The following is a 19,386-nucleotide window of genomic DNA, read 5'->3' as shown; positions in this document are numbered from 1 at the left end:
ACTAAGAAGTGTTCTTGTTGTGGTGCAGAAAAACCTGTGAAACTATCTGAACGCACCTACCGTTGTTCGTGCGGTTATGTGGCAGATCGCGACTATAATTCAGCAATCAATATCAGAAATGAAGGTATACGCTTATTAGCGTTATCATAAGTAACAAAACTCTTGGAACAAGAGGGTTAGCTCGGTCAGTTTTCGTTGGCTAGTAAAAGCAACGATAAGTCGAGAAGCCCCCACTTCAATTAGACCGCAAGGTCAATAAGTGGTGGGTAGTTCACTCTATTATGTTTTACATCATAATGTAACTTCATTTCTGTAGGCATTTCTTTATTAAACTCTGTGGTAAACGGGAAATGCCTTGCTAAGAACAATTTGACAGTTCAATTTACTATATGGTAATATAATGAAAACTAAATAGTCACATTATTTTTACCGCTAGGGGTGCTTTTATGGTAGATGATAAGTGCGCATTTTTGCCGCTTATTTGTTGCCGAAAAAGCTGAGATTAAAGTGTAACTTTAAGACCCTTAGAACCTGAACTGGGTTATGCCAGCGTAGGGAAGTGGGAAGTTGGACCATATTTTTATGGATGATTCTAATACAACCACTTTCCTGCCGCTAAAGGGAAAGTGGTTTTTTATTGTTTAGGGCATGAAAAAGGATTTTTGTTGTGGATCATTTTCCTAAAAAAGTGGTGTTCACCCAGTTCTTGCACCTGGCCCGCCAGGTAAATGAACGTGGCAGCCAAAAGGAGGCAATCATGGCCGATTAGCCAAAAAAGGAGGCCGCCGGTCACAAAACAAACCGAATCATGCCCGTTAACACCAATGAATCCGTATAAGTTAGGCAATAAGACACGATTAAATAATTCAGGAGGAAAAAGATGACTTTTACACAGGAGATTCGCCAAACTGCAGACCCGATTTGGGAGGCAAGTTTTCATCACCCTTTTGTAAAAGGAATTGGGGATGGGACCTTGCCGCTGGAGTGTTTTCGTTTTTATGTGATGCAGGATGCTTATTATTTATCCCATTTCGCCAGGGTCCAGGCTTTAGGTGCAGTTAAAGCAACCGATTTATACACAACGAGCCGGCTGGCCAGCCATGCACAAGGCACATATGAAGCGGAATTAAAGTTACATGAGAATTTTTCAAAGAGGCTGGGCATTACGGATGAAGAAAAGAAAAACTTTAAGCCTGCACCTACTGCCTATGCGTATGCATCGCATATGTACCGTGCTGCCTATTCGGGGCATTTGGGTGACGTGATTGCAGCAATCTTGCCGTGTTATTGGTTATATTATGAAATTGGTGAAAAACTTCGAGGCTGCACTCCCGAAGAACCGATTTATCAAGAGTGGATCGGGACATACGGAGGAGAATGGTTTCGCCAGTTAGTAGAAGAGCAGATTGAAAGATTGGATGAGATTGCTGAAAAGGTTACAGAAGAAGACAGGGAACGAATGAAAGAGCATTTTATCATCAGCAGCCAGTATGAATATTCTTTTTGGGAAATGGCCTTTTCTTTGGAAGCGTGGCCATTTAAGGAGGGACAAACGGTTTAAAGAAGCGTATTACATTTTTGGAAAGGAGTCCTAAATATAGGCGCACATGAGCTGCATATTATCTCCACCGGAAGACAGCCTATAGAAAAATTTATCAATATCGCAACAAAAATTCAGGATGATGTTGATTATTTTCACCTTAGAGAAAAGCAGATGACGGCATCACAACTCTATCAAGCTGTGACATTATTACATCAAAAAAATGTTCCACGCTCTAAAATCATCATCAATGACCGGGTGGATGTAGCGTGGGCCCAAATGGTTTCCGGTGTACAACTCGGCTATCAAAGCTTGGATACGAAAATCGTAAAGCAGGCCTTCCCGGGAATCCGCACAGGCAAATCGGTTCATTCTTTTCAGGAGGCAAAAGAAGCGGAACAAAACGGTGCGGACTACGTGATTTACGGGCATATTTTTCAAACAAAGTCAAAACCCAATATTCCGCCTAAGGGAGTAAAAAAACTGAGAGACATCACAATGAATGTAAACCTCCCTGTTATTGCAATTGGTGGAATTACGCCTGCGAATTGTGACGCTGTGTTAAAAGCCGGTGCAAGAGGAATCGCAGTCATGTCAGGTGTGTTGGAAGCGGAAAATCCGATCCAAGCCGTTAAAGAATACTGCAAAATTTTAAAGAAGGGTGGATATGATGGGAATAGCCATTTCAAGTGACCAGGAGTAGAGGAGGAGGTGAATGATTTGGAACTAATCATTAATGGTGAAAAAACTGTCATTCCTTCTAATATCGGAACCGTATCAGAGCTATTGCAACATTTTCAATTAGATCAAAAAGTCGTCATTGTGGAAGTCAATCACGATATTTTAGAAAAAAGAAATCATCAGGAAACACACTTATCTGATGGAGACAGAGTTGAGATTGTCCATTTTGTAGGAGGCGGATGATATGTTAAAAATTGGCCCATATAAATTTTCTTCAAGATTACTGCTGGGTACTGGGAAATACCCGAATTTCGATATTCAAAGAGAAGCTGTAGAGGCTTCAGAAACAGAAATTTTAACCTTTGCTGTCCGAAGAATGAATATATTCGAAGCAAACCAGCCGAACTTTTTGGAAAAACTGGATATAAAGAAGTATTCGCTTTTACCAAATACAGCGGGGGCAAAAACAGCAGAAGAAGCGGTTCGAATTGCAAAACTGGCGAAGGCATCCGGCCTTTGCGATATGATAAAAGTAGAGGTGATAGGTTGTGAGAAAACACTCCTTCCCGATGCGATCGAGACACTGAAGGCTTCAGAAGAATTAATAAAAGAAGGATTTATTGTACTACCTTATACATCTGATGACGTCGTACTTGCCAGGCGGTTAGAAGAACTGGGATGCCATGCGATCATGCCCGGTGCTTCTCCAATCGGTTCGGGCCAAGGGATAATCAATCCTGTGAATTTACGCTTTATTATTGAACAGGCACATGTTCCTGTTATCGTTGATGCTGGTATTGGAACCCCGTCTGATGCGGTGATGGCAATGGAATCAGGGGCCGATGGTGTTCTACTTAATACCGCGGTATCGGGGGCAAAGGATCCCGTTAAAATGGCAAAAGCGATGAAACTGGCGATTGAGGCTGGGCGCTTAGGATATGAGGCCGGGAGAATTCCTAAAAAAGCATACGCCTCAGCAAGCAGCCCAATGGAAGGCATGAGCATCGGATGAATGAACGCTATTCACGTCAAGAATTATTTTCCCCTATTGGCGAAAAGGGACAAGTGAAAATTCGAAACAAACATGTCTTGGTGATAGGAGCAGGAGCCCTTGGAACCGGCAGCGCCGAGTCCCTTGTTCGGGCAGGAATTGGAAAACTTACGATTGTGGACAGGGATTATGTAGAGTGGAGCAATCTCCAAAGGCAGCAGCTTTACAGTGAAGAAGACGCTAAAAAACGAATCCCTAAAGCAGTTGCAGCAGGGGTCCGTTTAAAAGAGATAAATTCAGATGTTTCGGTTCAATCATATGTTTTAGATGCGTCTGTGGAAGAACTGGAGCAACTTGTTAACGGTGTCAATTTAATCATCGATGCGACCGATAATTTTGAAACAAGGATGCTGATCAATGATATAGCTCAAAAATATGGGATACCATGGATCTATGGCGCTTGTGTAGGAAGCTATGGGATCAGTTATACGATTATTCCGGGGGTTACACCTTGTTTAAGCTGCTTATTAGAAACAGTTCCTCTTGGTGGGTTAACCTGTGATACCGCAGGAATTATTAGCCCTGCAGTGCAAAGTGTTGCAGCCCATCAAGTGACAGAGGCCTTGAAAATTCTGGTAGAAGATTATGATTCCCTTTGTAACAAATTGGTTTCATTTGATTTATGGAAGAATCAATATACGTCTATCAATGCAGCAAAGTTAAAAAAAGATCGCTGTTTATCGTGTGGACCAGGGAGAACATATCCTCATCTTTCCTATTCAAATCGAACAAAAACAGCCGTCTTATGCGGGAGAGATACCGTACAGATTCGCCCGCCCGCCAAGATAGAAAGAGATTTGAAACAACTCGAAAAAGTGCTGTCAGCCCAAGGCGGTAAGATTGAACGCAATCCCTATTTACTTTCCTTCATGATTGGTAAGCATAGGCTCGTTATTTTTAAAGACGGCCGTGTTCTGATCCATGGAACGAAGGATATTGCTGAAGCAAAGTCCTTGTATCATCGTTTTTTAGGCTAAAAGAAAAACAAGGGGCTCCTTGTTTTTCTTTATATGCGATGGCGAGCTTACTTTATGCAGTCTTAAACAGTACGAAATAGTTTGCCTCCAACGTTCCCGTTTTGGCGTTGGATCCAATTGAGCAAGCCCACCATCATCAGGTATTTTGGCAGGAGGAACCGTCATTAATGGTGCCGCCTGCCATTTTTCCGTTGATCCCGGCTTTTAATGAAATGCTCCCATTAAAATCAAGATAAAGTAAGGACTTCATATTTTGAGGCTAACTCAATAAATTGTGCCATTTCGCTTATTTTCCCGGCTGTAAGCTTATTGTTAAGCTCATAAAAGTCAACACATGTTTTACAAGCAAGCACGTCTACACCTTTTTCTTCCAGTTCTTTTAATTGCAGAGAAACAAGCGAGCTTTCCGTTAATGTAAACACACCGCGGTTTACGCAAAAAACAGCTGCAGGCAGTTCTTCTTTTTGCTTGAGAATGGTAAAAAAGGTTTCTAATAATCCTTCGCCCAATCCGGTTTCACCTTTACCAAGCTGGTCCGAAGTCAGTAAAATAACTTTATTTTTCATTATTTTCACCCCACTGATTTAATCATACAATATAAGTATAGTTTAAGCATGGATCGGTACTTTTTTGGGAGGGGCCCGTTACGTCTTCTTATTCAGTCCTTTGGAAATAAATAACAAGCTAGCTTTGTAAGAGTAGAAAAATTACCGGCCATGCTTAAGCTCTATCCATTTGTAAGGATCCCGTATCATTTGAATTATAACGGAATTTGTAATCAGGTTGAATCTTTTTGCCAAACAACCATATAAAAAAGATAAATATGGGTTTGCTTTATAATGCAAACGGTATGATAAAGGTTTGAAGAAGCGCATAAGTACGATAGGAACCGGAGAGAATATAAAAAAATAGGATAGAGGGAGGATTCAGTTTGATGGCCGATTTTGGGTTGTTTCTGATTCGCTTTTTGATTGGATTTATTTTTATTTATTATGGGACACAAAAACTGTTTGGCTGGTTCGGCGGCCAGGGTCTTACAGGTACGGCTGGTTTTTTTGAATCCATTAACATAAAACCGGGAAAAGTGGTTGCAGTCTTTAGCGGGGTGTCTGAATTAGCGGCTGGCCTTTTGTTTATCGTTGGCGTATTTTTGCCGCTTGCAGCGATCCTGATTACAATTATTATGATCGGTGCGATTGCAAAAGTGCATGGATCAAAAGGATTTTCAAATGCGGCTGGGGGATTTGAATATAATTTGGTGTTAGTAGTTGTCTCGATCGGCATCGCTTTAATTGGCCCGGGGGATTTCTCATTACATGGGATGGATTAACCCAAATGTTTTTTTCGTAAAGTGGCACCGGCTCTTAATGGCGTTCTTAGTTTGGGCTTAGTAATGAATGCCGGTGTCAAAATTGACTTAAAAATTGAATAGCAATTTCTTTAAAAACTGCTCGAAGTTGGGGCAGTATTTTTTTTGTATAATTTTGCTGAAGTAAAAAATGGTAATGTCTATAATGAGATAAGATCACAGCCAGTTTATAAATTATGGGAAGTGACACCAATATAAGAGGAGGAAGGAAAATGATAAAAAAGATTTTCGCTGCCTTTGTTGCCATTCTCGCTGTATTTGCAGGATTTCATATGGTGAAAGTGGCACATGCTGCGTCCAGCGTAACAAAATATGTCACCGCCAGTGCATTGCATGTGAGGACTGGTCCAAACACAAAGTATAAGGTGATCACCACGATTAAGAAAAATCAGAATGTCAAAGTATCCCAAACAAAAGGATCCTGGGACAAGGTAACCGTTAGTGGTAAGACAGGTTGGTCATCCAACAAGTACCTTACCACCAAAAAACCGGCTGCTCTCAAAAATCCGGCAGCGGGTTTAAAAACAGTCGGAAGTAACAAGCAATTAATTTTGGTGACTTCAAATGGGTACAACACGTCCTATGCTGAAATCCGCACATTTGAAAAGAATTCCAAAGGACAATGGATTCCTGTGTTAACAACAACAGGGCGTATTGGCAAGTATGGATTTACCTCAAATATGAACGAAGGCAGCAAAAGGTCACCAGTCGGGAAGTATACAATCGGAACCGCTTTTGGCCGTAAAGCAAATCCGGGGACAAAATGGTCTTACCGAAAAATTACAAGCGATGATGTGTGGGTGGATGATCCAACATCCTCGCTTTATAACACATGGCAGTCCCGCTCGAAAACAAAAGGCAAATGGAAAAGCGCCGAAAATATGAATATTCCGGCCTATACCTATGGTTTCGTCATCAACTACAATACCAAACGTACTCCATATAAAGGCAGTGCCATCTTTTTCCACATTGGCAGCGGTTATACGCTCGGATGTACGGCAACGTCGGAAATGAATGTGGTTAAGATTTTAAAATGGCTTGATCCGAAAAAGAACCCGGTGATTATTCAAACGCCTGTGCAGGATTTAGGCAGGTATTAGAATATACAAGCCTTAGTAGGGCAAAGCCAGGAAGGAGTGAATTTCGTTTAGGTATATTAGTTTGACTGGCAATGCAGATGGGAATACAAATAATAAAGAATCATAGTAAAAAAGGACGCCTGCTGTAACTGGCATCTCCACGTCTACACTTACACTGCTTCAAGGGCACCTGAAAGAAATAATTCTCCAACCGTGAGCTAACGGATTTTACGGAGAATTATTTTTTGTCTAATCTAGTAGAATGGCAGCAAGCATAGTAATCATGGTGAGCGCTATTGCGAGTAAACCTGATGAAGCAATCATCAGGCTAGTCGGCAAGTGACAGGCCACTCATTTTCATTTTCCATGATCAAGTTTCCCCCTTTCCAATGGCACTGTTTGAATGATTTATAGTACTTAAGTATCATATAACATAAATTTAATTGACTTTTGTAAATGCTTTGTGTAAAGTGAGTATTAAGTTAATAGGAAGACCCACTAGGGGAGCCGTTTTTGGCTGAGACAGAGTAATTCTGGACCCTTTGAACCTGATCTAGTTCATACTAGCGTAGGAAAGTGGAGTTTGTGTACGGGTATATATACATATATTCGGCCGCTCCATTTTTGGGGCGGCTTTTTCTGTTTACGGGATGAATCGCTCACTGTGAAGTCTTCCTATTACAAATCAACAAGGGGGAATTTTAATGAGTTTTTCAGCAGAGTTGAGGAATGAAGCAAATCCTATTTTTGATGCCATCTTTGAACATCCCTTTGTACGTGGGATTGCCAATGGTAAATTAAAGAAGGAGCAGCTTATTCATTACGTCAAACAGGACTTTGAATATTTGAATGCCTTTACCAAAACCTATGGAATCGCCATTGCAAAATGTGAGAATCGTGAAGATATGGACATGTTTAATAAGCAAATTGCATTTATATTAAATAGTGAAACCCATCCTCATCATAACTTTTGTCAAGTAGCTGGTGTTGCTTATGAGGATCTGCAAGGATTACCATTGTCTCCAACTGCACTTTACTACATTCGCCATATGTTGACAGTTGCTTATGAAGGAACATTAGGCGAAATTCTGGCTGTATTATTGCCATGTCCATGGACATATTGGGAAATTGGGAAGAGATTATTAAATGAGATGAATCCAGATCATTCCCATCCATTTTATGAATGGATCCATTTTTATGGCGACCGGACGAATTCGATTACTACAAAATTTTGTGCCCGGTTGGATAAGTGGGCATTGGAAGCTTCAGAGAAAGAAAGGTCAAAAATGAAAGAACATTTTCTGACCAGCTGCCAGCTTGAATACATGTTTTGGGATATGGCTTATAAACTTGAGGAATGGCCGGTAGAATTGGAGGCTGTGAAAAAATGAATTGGAAGATGAAGGAGATTGTGCTTACCGTTATTTTATCCGTTTCCTGCGGGGTAATTTATTTAGGGTGGTCAACGCTTTGGATTCCAATTTCTGCCCTGGTTGGTCCTGTGGGCGCCGGTTTTATGTTTGGGATTTGGGTGATTGCCAGTCCAATCGTAGCGTATATCATCCGTAAACCAGGTGCAGCTTTTATTGCGGAGGTGATGGCAGCAGCTGTTGAATTATTAACGGGCAGCCATTTTGGTCTGTCGGCTTTATTAGTAGGAGTCTTTCAGGGAGTTGGATCGGAAATAGCTTTTGCCATATTTAGATACAAGCACTACAACCTCGTGACATTAATGTTATCTGGCGCGTTCGCTGCGATTGCGGGAATGGTCTATAACTTATTGGCTAATGGTTTTGGGTATTACACTTCAGAAGTATTGCTTATGACGTTAGGGATTCATATCATAAGCGGAATTATTCTTGGCGGTTGGTTAGCGAAGGTGGTAGTGGATGCACTGGCTAAAACAGGTGTTTTAGATCAATATGAATTGATGAAAGAAAAACGAAAAAAGGATGACATTCATGGAAACATTGTTGGGATGTAGAAATCTTTCTGTTCGTTTCTATCAAGCTTCTGAAAAAATCCTTAGTGATCTGTCTTTGACCATCAATAAAGGAGAAAAGGTATTAATTTTAGGACCCAGCGGGAGTGGAAAATCGACTTTGATATCCGCTCTTGCGGGTATTATTCCTGAGCATGTGGAGGCGGAAGTAAGTGGTGAAGTGTTCCTTAGGAGCCATGCTGGTGTCATGTTCCAGGATCCTGATTCTCAGTTTTGTATGCTTCGCGTGGATGAAGAAATTGCCTTTAGTCTCGAAAATCGATCGATTCCGCGAAGTGAAATGGACGACATCATTTCAGACTTGATGGATCAAGTAGGATTAATGGTGGATAAAAAAACACCTATTGAAACACTATCAGGGGGTATGAAGCAAAGATTGGCATTAGCCAGCCTATTAGCATTAGAACCTGATGTATTGTTTTTTGATGAACCAACCGCCCAGCTGGATCCGGCAGGGAGAAAGGAGATATTTGATTTAATAAATAAAATATCCCAAAGGACAAACCAAACGATCGTAGTGGTAGAACATGTTCTGGACGGCTGCATCGAATGGATGGACCGGGTCATTATGATCAATAAAAACGGAAAGATTATCGCTGACGGAGAGCCGGAAGAAATTTTGCTTCATTTTAATAAGGAGATGAAAGAGGCAGGAATTTGGAGGCCTAAACTATTCCCATACAAGTGGATGGATGTTGTCGAAAATTCCTCGCATCCTCTAGCTATCAAACTTTCAAAAATGCTTGAAAATGAGCCTTTACATTCAGTAGAAGAGTACGGAAAAAGGGATCCGATCATTCGAACAGAAAATGTGGCCATTGGTTATGGGAAGAAAACAATAGTGAAAGACATTAACATTGACATACATAAAGGTGACTGGATTTCTATCGTGGGGGAAAATGGAAGTGGAAAAAGCACCTTCTTAAAGAGCCTGATCCGTTTACAGCCAATAAAAAATGGAAAAATTCGTTTTCAAGATAAGGAACTTAAAAAATGGACGGACCGGGAATTGTATGGAAAAGCTGGCTTTGTTTTTCAAAATCCAGAGCATCAATTCATAACAGATACAGTTTTTGAGGAAATTGCTTTTGGAGGCCGGCAGCGAAATTGGCCGGAAGAGCAGATTCAAACAAAAACAAATCAACTGTTACAGGAGTTTGGATTAGAACATTACCGCAATGCTCACCCTTTTACACTAAGTTTAGGACAAAAACGGTTGTTAAGTGTTGCGACTATGTTATTGCTCGATCAACCTTTATTATTGCTGGATGAACCAACATTCGGCCAAGATGAAAAAACTGCTGGTGAACTGATTATGCGATTAAAGGAGAGACAGAAACGGGGCACAACCATTGTAATGGCAACTCATGATATGGATTTAGTTGATGCTTATTCCAATCAAGTTATTCTCTTACATAATGGAAGGATTCTTTACCAAGGGACGCCATTTGAATTATTTTCCAATCAAGATATTTTGAATGAAACAGGGATTGTTCCGCCGCTGCATTACCAGCTGATGCATGCGCGAAGGGAGCGGGTTTTAATATGAAATCAAACGATTCTTTCCTTGCTTCTTTAAACCCTTCTATTAAATTGCTCGCTCATATGCTTATTATGTTTATGTTAATGGCCATCACAAATCCAAAAGTGACTTTTTTGATATGGTTGCTTGCGGTATGTATTGGAATTTTTTTAGGAGGATGGAGATGGACATACCTTTGTAAAAGGTTATTGCCTTACTTGGGATTTTTTGTTCTTGTATTTTGGATGATGGCAGCTTTTGGAGAAGGGGAAGAAACCATTTGGAAGTGGGCCTGGTTCCATTTTACTATGGAAGGTATCAATCATGGACTAATCATTGCATTAAGGATGTTAGGTTTTGTAACGTATGGATTATTATTTACCTCAACAACAGACTTAACTTTATTTGTTATGAGTTTAATTCACCAATGCAGACTATCACCAAAATGGGCATACGGGCTATTAGCAGGGTTTCGTTTTATCCCGCTATTCCAATCTGAATTCAACCAGATGAAAATCGCCCATAAAGTGAGAGGATACAAGGCGAAAAATATTTGGAAAGCTTTTATGAGGTACTCATTACCACTTTTTACGCAAGGAATACGAAAATCAGAACGAATTTCCGCCGCCATGGAAGCACGTGGATTTACAGGTGCCAGGGACAGAACTTATTATCAAACAACTAAAACAGCAGGAAAAGACTGGGCCTATTTACTGTCTTTATTAATTATCGTAACAGGCATAATCATTTTCTTAAAATAAGAGCTTGAAAAACGCTCTGTTGGGTTGAAATGCGATATAGGGATTGCCAAATTTTATTTGCCCCAATAAAGCCATTATGATCATCATCAGGATTCGCATTATAGATAACAAGCCCGTTAAATTCAAATCCATTTACTTTTTTAATAAATCTTCGAAAACAATGCTTATAAGATATAAATCTTTACACATGCCTTGGAGAAAGCTTTATACTTAAAACAGTATGAAATCCCTTACATTAAAGGGGGCATTGAAGGTGGAAGGTATTTTAATTTTGGGCTGCGGAACAATGGGGCACGCGATCGCATTGTGCGCTGCGCGGGCAAATATGAATGTTAAGATGAAAGGCATGACGAAAGTGATATTGCCGGTCTTTTCGTGATGGGGGGGAAGATTAAAATTGGAAAAAGAATCTTTGAACTGCTCCGGTATTGGGGATACACTGGATGATATTGCCAAAAAGATGCTCAAAGCCGGAATGTGGATGTCCCCGTCTCCGTATTCTGTCAGGAGCGGGGCGACATTCCGGGAGGCCGCAAAAATGATGCGTGATTACAAAGTAGACTGCCTTCCAATTGTCGATGACAGGCAACAGCCCGCCGGTATGTTAACCTTACAAAATATCCTTGCCGCTTTTTTGGACCGGATGGAAAATGAAGCCGTAATCCGCGCGCTGCCAAAAAGAAATTTTGTTCCCATCTCTGAAAATGACCATCTTTTGGATATTCTGCCGTTGCCATACAGCGAATTTCCGGTTGTCAACGAAGACCGACGTTTGATTGGGATTATAACAAGGCGTGATATGCTGGATGCATTTGCAAAATATATCAATCGGTTTAAGCCAACAAAAAATGCAGCTGAGATTTTAAATGTTGTATTGGAGAGCGCCTATGAAGGCATCGCTGTTGTCGACGAAAATGGTATACTTATTGAATTTAATAAAGCTTACAGCAAATTTACCGGAATTAAACGGGAAGATGCGATCGGCCGCCATGTTACTGAAGTCATTGAAAATACAAATCTTCATCATACCGTTAAGACCGCCATTCCCGAAAGAGGCGTGATCCAATACATTCAAGGGCAGGCCATGGTCGTCCACCGCATTCCGATATGGAGAGGAAATAAAGTGGTGGGCGCCATCGGGATGCTGATATTCGAGGGGGTAACCGAAGTTTATCAAATTTTTGAGCGGCTGCAGGAAAATAACCTTATAAAACACTCCGTTACGGCAGAACGAGGAAAAGCCGAAAAACATGTTGTGACACTTGATCGGATTATTGGAAACAGCGAAGAAATTTCAAGAGTGAAGAGATTGGCTAGGAGGGCTGCAAGAACAGCCGCAACCGTTCTGATAACCGGAGAAAGCGGAACAGGAAAAGAAATGTTCGCAAAAAGCATTCACCATTTAAGCTCCTATGCTAAAGGCCCGTTTATCTCTGTAAACTGTGGAGCGATACCCGAGCCCCTGTTTGAATCTGAATTGTTCGGTTACGAAGAAGGTGCATTTACGGGGGCAAAAAAAGGCGGAAAACCCGGAAAGTTTGAACTGGCCGAAAACGGCACCCTCTTTCTCGATGAAATCGGCGAGCTGTCGGCCATTATGCAAACGAAACTGCTGCGCGTGATCCAGGAAAAGGAAGCAGAACGTATCGGCGGTGTGAAAAAGTATAAGATCAACGTAAGGGTCATTGCCGCTACAAACCGGGACTTGGAAAAAATGATTGAAACCGGTGCATTTCGGGAGGATTTATATTATCGATTAAACATTATCCGCCTTCATATTCCTCCTCTTCGCGAAAGAAAAGAAGATATCCCTGATCTGGTTTCGAGTTTTTTAAAGGAAGTCTGCCAAAAGTATCAGGTTCCAGAGAAACACCTGGATGCGAAAGCAATGGCTTGTATGATGTCCTATCAATGGAAAGGAAATATAAGAGAACTTTTGAACACGATCGAAAGGCTTGTCACGTTGATTGATAACACAGAAATTAAATTTTGCCATCTTCCTGAGGCAATTCAAAACAGCTCCAGAACTTCCGGAAATGTCTTCTTTCCTGGCCCCTTCATCCAGCAAGCCAAAAAAACAGGGGAAGAGTTAGAAAAGCAACTTATTATTCAGGCGCTGGAAAAAGCAAACGGAAATAAAACAAAAGCGGCTGAACACCTGGGCATTCACCGAACGACTCTTTATCAAAAAATGAAAAAATATCACTTATAACATCGGTGTCGGGAAAACACTACAAAAATTCAACAACTGTAGGATGAAATCTACAATTCTCAGCCTTACATCATAGGCGTCTCCTTTAATTTCACTTGGTATACTTCTTGCATTTAAACAGTCATCAAAAGATGAAGGAGTGAAAACAAGTGAAAAATTTTGAAACATTTCGCACCCCGCAAACCATTATTTATGGAAAGCAGGCTTTTCAAAAAATAGGTGAAGAGGCAAAACAAAGAGGGAAAAAGGCATGCATGATCAGCGATAAAATGATGGAACAACTCGGCTATGTCGGGGAATGCCGCCGCTATTTACAGGATGCAGGCATACAAAGCACTGTATATACAGGTGTCGATTCGGAGCCAACCGACCATTACGTATCTGAAGCCCTCAGCCTTTTCAAACAGGATGGTTGTGATCTTATCATCTCTCTTGGAGGAGGAAGCTGTATTGATACGGCAAAAGCAATCGCGGTTTTAGCGACTAACGGAGGTTATATCGGAGACTATATGGGTGGAAAAAAACAGGTTGCCATCCCGCCTGTCCCGCATATTGCCATTCCGACAACAGCAGGCACAGGTTCGGAAGCAACGGATGCTACTATTATTACCAACACAGAAAATGACGTCAAAATGATGATTAAGCAACCGGCCTTTATGCCTTCCGCTGCGATTGTTGATCCCTTGCTGACAACATCATCGCCAAAGTCTGTAACTGCGGCAACGGGTGTCGATGCCTTAAGCCACGCAATTGAGGCCTATATTTCAAAAAGATCACACCCTTTAACAGATACACTGGCACGATCAGCAATGAATTTAATCATTCCAAACTTAAAAACTGCTTATGAAGATGGAAATCAGATTGAAGCAAGAGAAGCCATGTCACTTGGCTCGTTGCAGGCCGGGATGGCTTTTTCCAACTCATCCGTCTGCCTTGTACATGGGATGTCCAGGCCGATCGGGGCAATTTTCCATGTCCCGCACGGTGTTTCCAATGCAATGCTTTTGCCGGTTGTCCTCGAATATAGCCAATCTGCCTGCATCGAAAGGCTGGCTGATATCGGGAGAATTTTTTCAAAAGAAGCAGAAGCCCTTTCCAATACAGAAGCTGCAGGAATTGCAGTACAATCTGTTAAACGGCTTTGTTTGAACTTAAAGATTCCAAATATGAAAGAATGGGGTATCGCAAAGGAAAAATTTGAAAGCGTTATCAATAAAATGGCAACGGATGCAATCGCCAGCGGAAGCCCTGCAAACAACCCAAGAGTGCCCAGCCAAAATGAGATAGAAAAACTTTACCAGGTATGCTATCAGTATGATTTTTCCGGTACAATCAATATCCATTAAAAGGGGATAGAGGGATGGCGTTATGCCTGGTATTACAGGATTGATCATTTCTCTTTTGCTTGATCTCGCAGTCGTTTTATATTCAATCTTTTAATCACTAATTTTTCAAAAAGGAGATGGAGATTTTGGAAACTACGACAAAAAAAAGCCTGAAAAACTATGTAAATGGAGGATGGATTGAAGCCCAAACGGAACAGTTCCAATCTGTTCCAAACCCTGCTACAGGAGAAATTTTGGCAGAGGTTCCCCTGTCAACAGCAAAAGATGTGGATCACGCAGTCAAAACCGCAAAAGAAGTATTCAAGACATGGAGCAAAACACCTGTCCCAAAGCGAGCGCGAATTCTGTTTAAATTCCAGCAGCTGCTAGTTGAACAATGGGATGAACTTGCAAAATTGATCACACTGGAAAATGGCAAAAGTTATGCAGAAGCTTACGGAGAAGTACAACGCGGGATTGAATGCGTTGAATTTGCTGCCGGCGCCCCGTCCCTTATGATGGGAAAACAGCTCCCGGATATCGCAACAAATATGGAGTCAGGTATGTTCCGCTATCCAGTCGGCGTGGTTGGAGGTATCACACCTTTTAATTTCCCGATGATGGTGCCGTGCTGGATGTTCCCTCTTGCGATTGCGCTGGGCAATACATTTGTCCTTAAACCATCCGAACGCACGCCGCTTCTTGCCAACCGGCTGGCTGAGTTGTTTCAGGAGGCAGGCCTTCCGCAAGGTGTACTAAATATTGTTCACGGCGCACACGATGTCGTGAACCGGCTCCTTGAACATAAAGATGTCCCCGCCATTTCCTTTGTCGGATCTAAACCGGTAGCCGAATATGTGTATAAAACAGCTACCGCGAATGGAAAAAGGGTTCAGGCGCTAGCAGGAGCGAAAAACCATACAATCGTAATGCCTGATGCCGATCTCGATGCTGCCGTAAAGGAAATCACCGGTGCTGCATTCGGTTCAGCAGGAGAAAGATGCATGGCATGCTCTGTTGTCGTTGCAGTCGGGGATACGGCAGAATCTCTTTTGCAAAAATTAAAGCAGAAAGCAGATGAAATAAAGATTGGCAACGGTTTGGATGAAGACGTGTTTCTTGGTCCGGTCATTCGCCAAGAACATAAAGAACGGACGGAGAATTATATCAAAATCGGAGAAGCAGAAGGCGCCGAGTTAATCAGAGATGGCAGAAAAGACAGCGCTGCGTCCGGTGCAGGCTTTTTCCTCGGACCGACGATTTTTGACAAAGTGACACCAGACATGCGGATTTGGAAAGAGGAAATCTTTGCCCCTTTGCTGTCGATCGTACGGGCCGAAACACTTGAAGAAGCAGTGCAAATCGCCAATCAGTCCGACTTTGGAAACGGAGCCTGCCTGTTTACCACAAACGGCAGCCATGTCCGCTACTTTAGGGAAAATATTGAAGCAGGTATGCTTGGCGTGAATATCGGCGTACCCGCTCCAATGGCCTTTTTCCCATTCTCAGGTTGGAAAAATTCCTTTTTTGGCGATTTGCACGCGAACGGCCCGGATGGCGTTGAATTTTATACAAAACGAAAAATGCTCACAGCACGCTGGTAATAAGAAAGAGAATAGACTTCGTATTTCGCGCTGGTTCGTACATTAAGACACTCGCCTAAGCTAACGTAGATGCTAAATTGCCTGAGCTATTTTCTCCAAAAATAGCCGACACTAGTTGCCCTTTTTTTGGCGGCGTGAATGTCCAATTGCTTTTTTAAGAATAAAAAGGGGAGAGGTTTCCTCTCCTTGTTATTGAGGTTCATGTCCGTTAATGGGCGAACCGGTTGAAGTATGTTCATTTACCCAATCAAGAGATGCCTTTGAAACGGCTGGCCAATTAGGGACTTGGTTGCTGTGTTGCTCTACCCAACTCATACAGTATTGTGGGTCTATGCCATTTTCTTGTCATTGCGCTAAGAAAGACTGAATATTTTTCTCAGTACAGTTTTCCAATGAACCACATGTTTCACCCCAAATACGTTCCATTTCCTGTTTCATATCGTTTACCATATTTTGAATCCTCCTTGATTAAACCTGACAAAATAAGTTTATCCAAGGAGAAGAAATATATTTACAGATGAGAATCGATGTAGACTATACGGACGCCAAAAAAGCCATTCAAGATATAGGGTGGAAAGCAAAATATTCCGAGTTGATCATAAATGAATCAAATGCCGCAAAAGGAAGCGATACTGAGGAAAAACGAAAAAGTAAAGATATGATGTCTTCTAAAAGTTTTATGTTTGCTCTATCCCAACTCCGTAAATGAAAACAGAAAACAGGTTCAGCTCTTATGCCAGTAAAGAAACAAACAACTTATAATACGGGGTTTTTTTGTTTTGAAACTGAACATTGTAAATAGTTCGGTTGCCTGCCACTGCCTATAATTTTTAGAACTGATTGCAGAATTTAACATATTTTGGGAAGTAACATAGTTTATTATAAATCTTATCCAATGCAATTAAGCGCTTTGTTCTTAGCCAAGCCTTCACTAAATCAAATTTTATTAAATAAATTAAACATTCAATCCTCAAATATTTCTGGGATCTTCTCTCTCCATATTAACAATATCTCTAAAAATTGCTTAGTTTCTATTGTATTTTCATAAGGCTCTTCAACCCTAAAAGTGTTTTCAACAGTTGTTACATCTTTCTTTATGAATACGTTCGCAGCATTTAATTGAATTTCAAAGTCCTCGCATGAGCCATCTAAGACTTTTTCAATATCCTCTACATACTCATCTAACTCTTGTTCTGTGGTAATATCTTCTATAAAATCGGCAAATAACTTTATATCGTCTGGAAGTTTTATCCTTAGAACATTAAGGTGGTCTCTATAAAAAGTATATTGATATTTCATTCTTATTCTCCTTTATAGATCGGATATGCAGTAGCAATTGAACCATCCTTATTTAAATACATTTCAATTATGAGCCCAGAGTTACTTTTTCCAGAATACTTATTGTCGCCAATAAGTCTTTTACTTTCAAAAGCCTCGTTGATAGCTTTTAAAACTTGAACACGATCCCATTCTTTGGGAAAGAAGCTTGAAGCAGCTTTTTTTCTAACCCCCTTCAATCTCAACCTTAGCTCTATAGACTCCATTTTTATCCGGTTTTGTCTCCGTACCTGGAATAACCTTTCCACCCATCATACTCTCATGGTGATAGCCAACTGCTTTCATACGTCTATTAATTTCCCCATGGAAAATGTGTTTTAGGGTTCCTGTACTATATTTACCTGTACCCTTACTACCTTTCCATCTCTCCTCTGTTGCCTTCTGCAGCCTTATCCCCAATTCATCCATCACATTGTACGGAATCTTTGCTGGCCCTTCTCCGGCTGCTTGAATTGCAGGCGTAACCCCGGTATTGACCCTCAGCTTCTCGGCCTTTTCAGCCAATCTTTCCACATTGACAGCTTTTCCGGCTGTACCCAGTTTACTGAGTCCTTTGTTACCAAACAGGGATAGGCCGATGGTTCCAATGCCGTGAGTAATTTATGAAATTGATTCTGTTTACTGCAAGTATTTTTCTTCCCATTGTTTTCTTTTTGAAGTTGGATCTATCTGTGATAAATCATCGTACTGATAATGAATGTTCATTTTTCCATTGTTCTTGAGAATAAAAGTTAAACTTGTCCATTGTTCCTGTTGTTGTACGCCGAATTCATTCCATAACTCCTCACAATAATCATATAATAGGTTTTCTAACTCATTGTAACTTTGTATATCTATAGTAAAATTTTCCTCTATTTTTAAACTGTAAACAGGCTGTTTTGACTGTATCGGATAATAATAAAAGAAGATGTGGGCATATCCCTCTCTTATTTCTGCATATAAAAGAACCCTTGACCATTCCTCTGGGATCATACTATTTAAAGTGTTTGCTATTTTTTGGTAAGCCTTTTCCATATTTTCTGTTTTCATTTTTCTTCTCTCCCAGTATAATTTTTTAATCTAATTTTTTCCAACTCGTCATTAATCCAATATTTAATCTCAAAATTAGATGGCCGGTTAGACGATCCTCTGTATATTGGTTTAATTTTTATTTTTACTGATTTTCCTTCTTTCAATGCTGCCTTCCAAGTATTTTCCAAGGTTTTATACTCACTTCTATTTAGTTTTGCATCCATGGGTACTAAATTATCAACCTCACCTGAGCCTTCAAAGATACTGGCAATTAAATGCCCACCATCATCATTTACGAGCCTGTCGTCACCGCCGATGGTTCTTTGAGCATAAGTATTCCGTTTAGCGTTGCCTAACTCCAATTTTGCTTCAACATCAATGATACGCCCCAGTTCATCTGTTGTATATTTGTAACCCTGGCTTGTCGTGTACTGAACATTAGGCTTCAATATCTTTTTACGGTTTAATTTGGTATAGTGTTCACCGTATTTTACTGTACTGAATTGTTCTTCTATAATTTTTAAAATATTTTCTTTACAGTGGTGTAGCACGTTATAAGGAATCTTATAAGTTGTTCCTGTTCCTGCTGCTTCAAGCGCAGGCGTAGCCCCCATATTCTCCCTCAAATTCCCGGCATTTTCTTCCGGCTCTTCGGCTACGGCTTTTGCAGATGTACCAAGTTTACTGAGGCCTTTGTCACCAAGGATGGATATACCGATGGTTCCGATTTGAACAATTGGAAAAGGGCTTCGAAGGCCAGGCGATGAGCAGGTGAAGCAATGAAAATTCTTGATGTGCGGTTATTTGAACAGGTTGTCACGGATACGCAAAGTGCTTTAAAGGAGAAATCTGATCAAATCGCGGACCTCCAGCAGGCAATTGATGCGTTTGTGAACATGGAAGATGCGTTTAAA

General features: G+C 41.0%; 23 protein-coding genes and 2 riboswitches. Of the genes, 17 read left to right on the top strand and 6 right to left on the bottom strand.

The window, feature by feature from the left end; translation table 11 throughout:
• The 6 genes from C232_RS19580 to C232_RS0115585 form a co-directional block, all read left to right on the top strand.
• Nucleotides 1-150, top strand: a 150-nt coding sequence (locus tag C232_RS19580) for a zinc ribbon domain-containing protein (RefSeq protein WP_155891601.1), incomplete at its 5' end; no start/stop codon positions are given.
• Between the two features lie 274 nt (nucleotides 151-424).
• Nucleotides 425-575, top strand: a riboswitch (TPP riboswitch).
• Nucleotides 576-880: 305 nt separating this feature from the next.
• Nucleotides 881-1,561 (top strand): thiaminase II, encoded by a 681-nt coding sequence (gene tenA, locus C232_RS0115605; protein WP_018665084.1) that lies wholly within the window; start codon nucleotides 881-883, stop codon nucleotides 1,559-1,561.
• 36 nt (nucleotides 1,562-1,597) lie between these two features.
• A complete protein-coding gene (gene tenI / locus C232_RS0115600) occupies nucleotides 1,598-2,233 on the top strand; it encodes a thiazole tautomerase TenI (RefSeq protein WP_040400214.1) in 636 nt (211 codons plus the stop codon).
• A 27-nt stretch (nucleotides 2,234-2,260) separates the two neighbouring features.
• Nucleotides 2,261-2,464 carry a sulfur carrier protein ThiS gene (gene thiS, locus C232_RS0115595; RefSeq protein WP_018665082.1) on the top strand — a complete coding sequence of 68 codons (204 nt, stop codon included), beginning with the start codon at nucleotides 2,261-2,263 and terminating at the stop codon, nucleotides 2,462-2,464.
• 1 nt (nucleotide 2,465) lies between these two features.
• Nucleotides 2,466-3,233 (top strand): thiazole synthase, encoded by a 768-nt coding sequence (locus C232_RS0115590; protein ID WP_018665081.1) that lies wholly within the window; start codon nucleotides 2,466-2,468, stop codon nucleotides 3,231-3,233.
• On the top strand, nucleotides 3,230-4,249 hold the full coding sequence (locus tag C232_RS0115585) for a thiazole biosynthesis adenylyltransferase ThiF (protein ID WP_018665080.1): 1,020 nt from the start codon (nucleotides 3,230-3,232) through the stop codon (nucleotides 4,247-4,249). Before C232_RS0115590 ends, C232_RS0115585 begins: the two co-directional genes overlap by 4 nt.
• A 227-nt stretch (nucleotides 4,250-4,476) precedes the next feature.
• Here the strand turns inward: C232_RS0115585 and C232_RS0115575 are convergent, their stop codons facing one another.
• Entirely contained in the window at nucleotides 4,477-4,815 is a 339-nt protein-coding gene (locus C232_RS0115575; RefSeq protein ID WP_018665078.1) for a DsrE family protein, read from the bottom strand.
• Nucleotides 4,816-5,183: 368 nt separating this feature from the next.
• On the opposite strand from C232_RS0115575, the gene C232_RS0115570 reads away from it, so the two are divergent.
• From C232_RS0115570 to C232_RS0115515, 11 genes are all read left to right on the top strand, one after another.
• A complete protein-coding gene (locus C232_RS0115570) occupies nucleotides 5,184-5,579 on the top strand; it encodes a DoxX family protein (protein ID WP_018665077.1) in 396 nt (131 codons plus the stop codon).
• A 251-nt stretch (nucleotides 5,580-5,830) separates the two neighbouring features.
• Entirely contained in the window at nucleotides 5,831-6,718 is an 888-nt protein-coding gene (locus C232_RS0115565) for an SH3 domain-containing protein (RefSeq protein ID WP_018665076.1), read from the top strand.
• A 469-nt stretch (nucleotides 6,719-7,187) separates the two neighbouring features.
• Nucleotides 7,188-7,289: riboswitch (TPP riboswitch) on the top strand.
• 112 nt (nucleotides 7,290-7,401) lie between these two features.
• Nucleotides 7,402-8,088: a thiaminase II gene (gene tenA, locus C232_RS0115560; protein ID WP_018665075.1), complete on the top strand. Its 687-nt coding sequence runs from the start codon at nucleotides 7,402-7,404 to the stop codon at nucleotides 8,086-8,088.
• Nucleotides 8,085-8,681: an ECF transporter S component gene (locus C232_RS0115555; RefSeq protein ID WP_018665074.1), complete on the top strand. Its 597-nt coding sequence runs from the start codon at nucleotides 8,085-8,087 to the stop codon at nucleotides 8,679-8,681. The genes tenA (C232_RS0115560) and C232_RS0115555 overlap by 4 nt, the downstream gene beginning before the upstream one ends.
• Entirely contained in the window at nucleotides 8,659-10,248 is a 1,590-nt protein-coding gene (locus C232_RS0115550; RefSeq protein ID WP_018665073.1) for an ABC transporter ATP-binding protein, read from the top strand. Before C232_RS0115555 ends, C232_RS0115550 begins: the two co-directional genes overlap by 23 nt.
• Nucleotides 10,245-10,982, top strand: coding sequence for an energy-coupling factor transporter transmembrane component T family protein (locus tag C232_RS0115545; protein WP_018665072.1), 738 nt, complete (start codon nucleotides 10,245-10,247; stop codon nucleotides 10,980-10,982). Before C232_RS0115550 ends, C232_RS0115545 begins: the two co-directional genes overlap by 4 nt.
• A gap of 253 nt (nucleotides 10,983-11,235) precedes the next feature.
• Nucleotides 11,236-11,361, top strand: coding sequence for a 3-hydroxyacyl-CoA dehydrogenase NAD-binding domain-containing protein (locus C232_RS19900; protein WP_018665071.1), 126 nt, complete (start codon nucleotides 11,236-11,238; stop codon nucleotides 11,359-11,361).
• Between the two features lie 81 nt (nucleotides 11,362-11,442).
• Nucleotides 11,443-13,194, top strand: coding sequence for a sigma 54-interacting transcriptional regulator (locus tag C232_RS0115535; protein ID WP_040400216.1), 1,752 nt, complete (start codon nucleotides 11,443-11,445; stop codon nucleotides 13,192-13,194).
• A 149-nt stretch (nucleotides 13,195-13,343) separates the two neighbouring features.
• Nucleotides 13,344-14,540: an iron-containing alcohol dehydrogenase gene (locus C232_RS0115530; protein ID WP_018665069.1), complete on the top strand. Its 1,197-nt coding sequence runs from the start codon at nucleotides 13,344-13,346 to the stop codon at nucleotides 14,538-14,540.
• A gap of 125 nt (nucleotides 14,541-14,665) precedes the next feature.
• Nucleotides 14,666-16,123, top strand: coding sequence for a CoA-acylating methylmalonate-semialdehyde dehydrogenase (locus tag C232_RS0115525; RefSeq protein ID WP_018665068.1), 1,458 nt, complete (start codon nucleotides 14,666-14,668; stop codon nucleotides 16,121-16,123).
• Between the two features lie 517 nt (nucleotides 16,124-16,640).
• A complete protein-coding gene (locus C232_RS0115515) occupies nucleotides 16,641-16,832 on the top strand; it encodes a hypothetical protein (RefSeq protein WP_018665066.1) in 192 nt (63 codons plus the stop codon).
• A 254-nt stretch (nucleotides 16,833-17,086) separates the two neighbouring features.
• Here the strand turns inward: C232_RS0115515 and C232_RS0115510 are convergent, their stop codons facing one another.
• From C232_RS0115510 to C232_RS0115495, 5 genes are all read right to left on the bottom strand, one after another.
• Entirely contained in the window at nucleotides 17,087-17,422 is a 336-nt protein-coding gene (locus C232_RS0115510; protein ID WP_018665065.1) for a hypothetical protein, read from the bottom strand.
• A 2-nt stretch (nucleotides 17,423-17,424) separates the two neighbouring features.
• Nucleotides 17,425-17,667, bottom strand: coding sequence for an EndoU domain-containing protein (locus C232_RS19570; protein ID WP_268869211.1), 243 nt, complete (start codon nucleotides 17,665-17,667; stop codon nucleotides 17,425-17,427).
• Complete coding sequence (locus C232_RS20425) at nucleotides 17,627-17,965, bottom strand: EndoU domain-containing protein (RefSeq protein WP_268869210.1); 339 nt, start codon at nucleotides 17,963-17,965, stop codon at nucleotides 17,627-17,629. The genes C232_RS19570 and C232_RS20425 overlap by 41 nt, the downstream gene beginning before the upstream one ends.
• A gap of 114 nt (nucleotides 17,966-18,079) precedes the next feature.
• A complete protein-coding gene (locus tag C232_RS0115500) occupies nucleotides 18,080-18,490 on the bottom strand; it encodes an immunity protein YezG family protein (protein WP_018665064.1) in 411 nt (136 codons plus the stop codon).
• Nucleotides 18,487-19,086, bottom strand: a complete 600-nt coding sequence (locus tag C232_RS0115495; RefSeq protein WP_018665063.1) for a DNA/RNA non-specific endonuclease — start codon at nucleotides 19,084-19,086, stop codon at nucleotides 18,487-18,489. Before C232_RS0115495 ends, C232_RS0115500 begins: the two co-directional genes overlap by 4 nt.
• Between the last annotated feature and the right edge of the window lie 300 nt (nucleotides 19,087-19,386).

The sequence above is a fragment of the Heyndrickxia acidiproducens DSM 23148 genome (assembly GCF_000374345.1).
Classification (GTDB): Bacteria; Bacillota; Bacilli; order Bacillales; family Bacillaceae_C; genus Weizmannia; species Weizmannia acidiproducens.
This window is presented reverse-complemented; position numbering and strand designations above follow the sequence as displayed.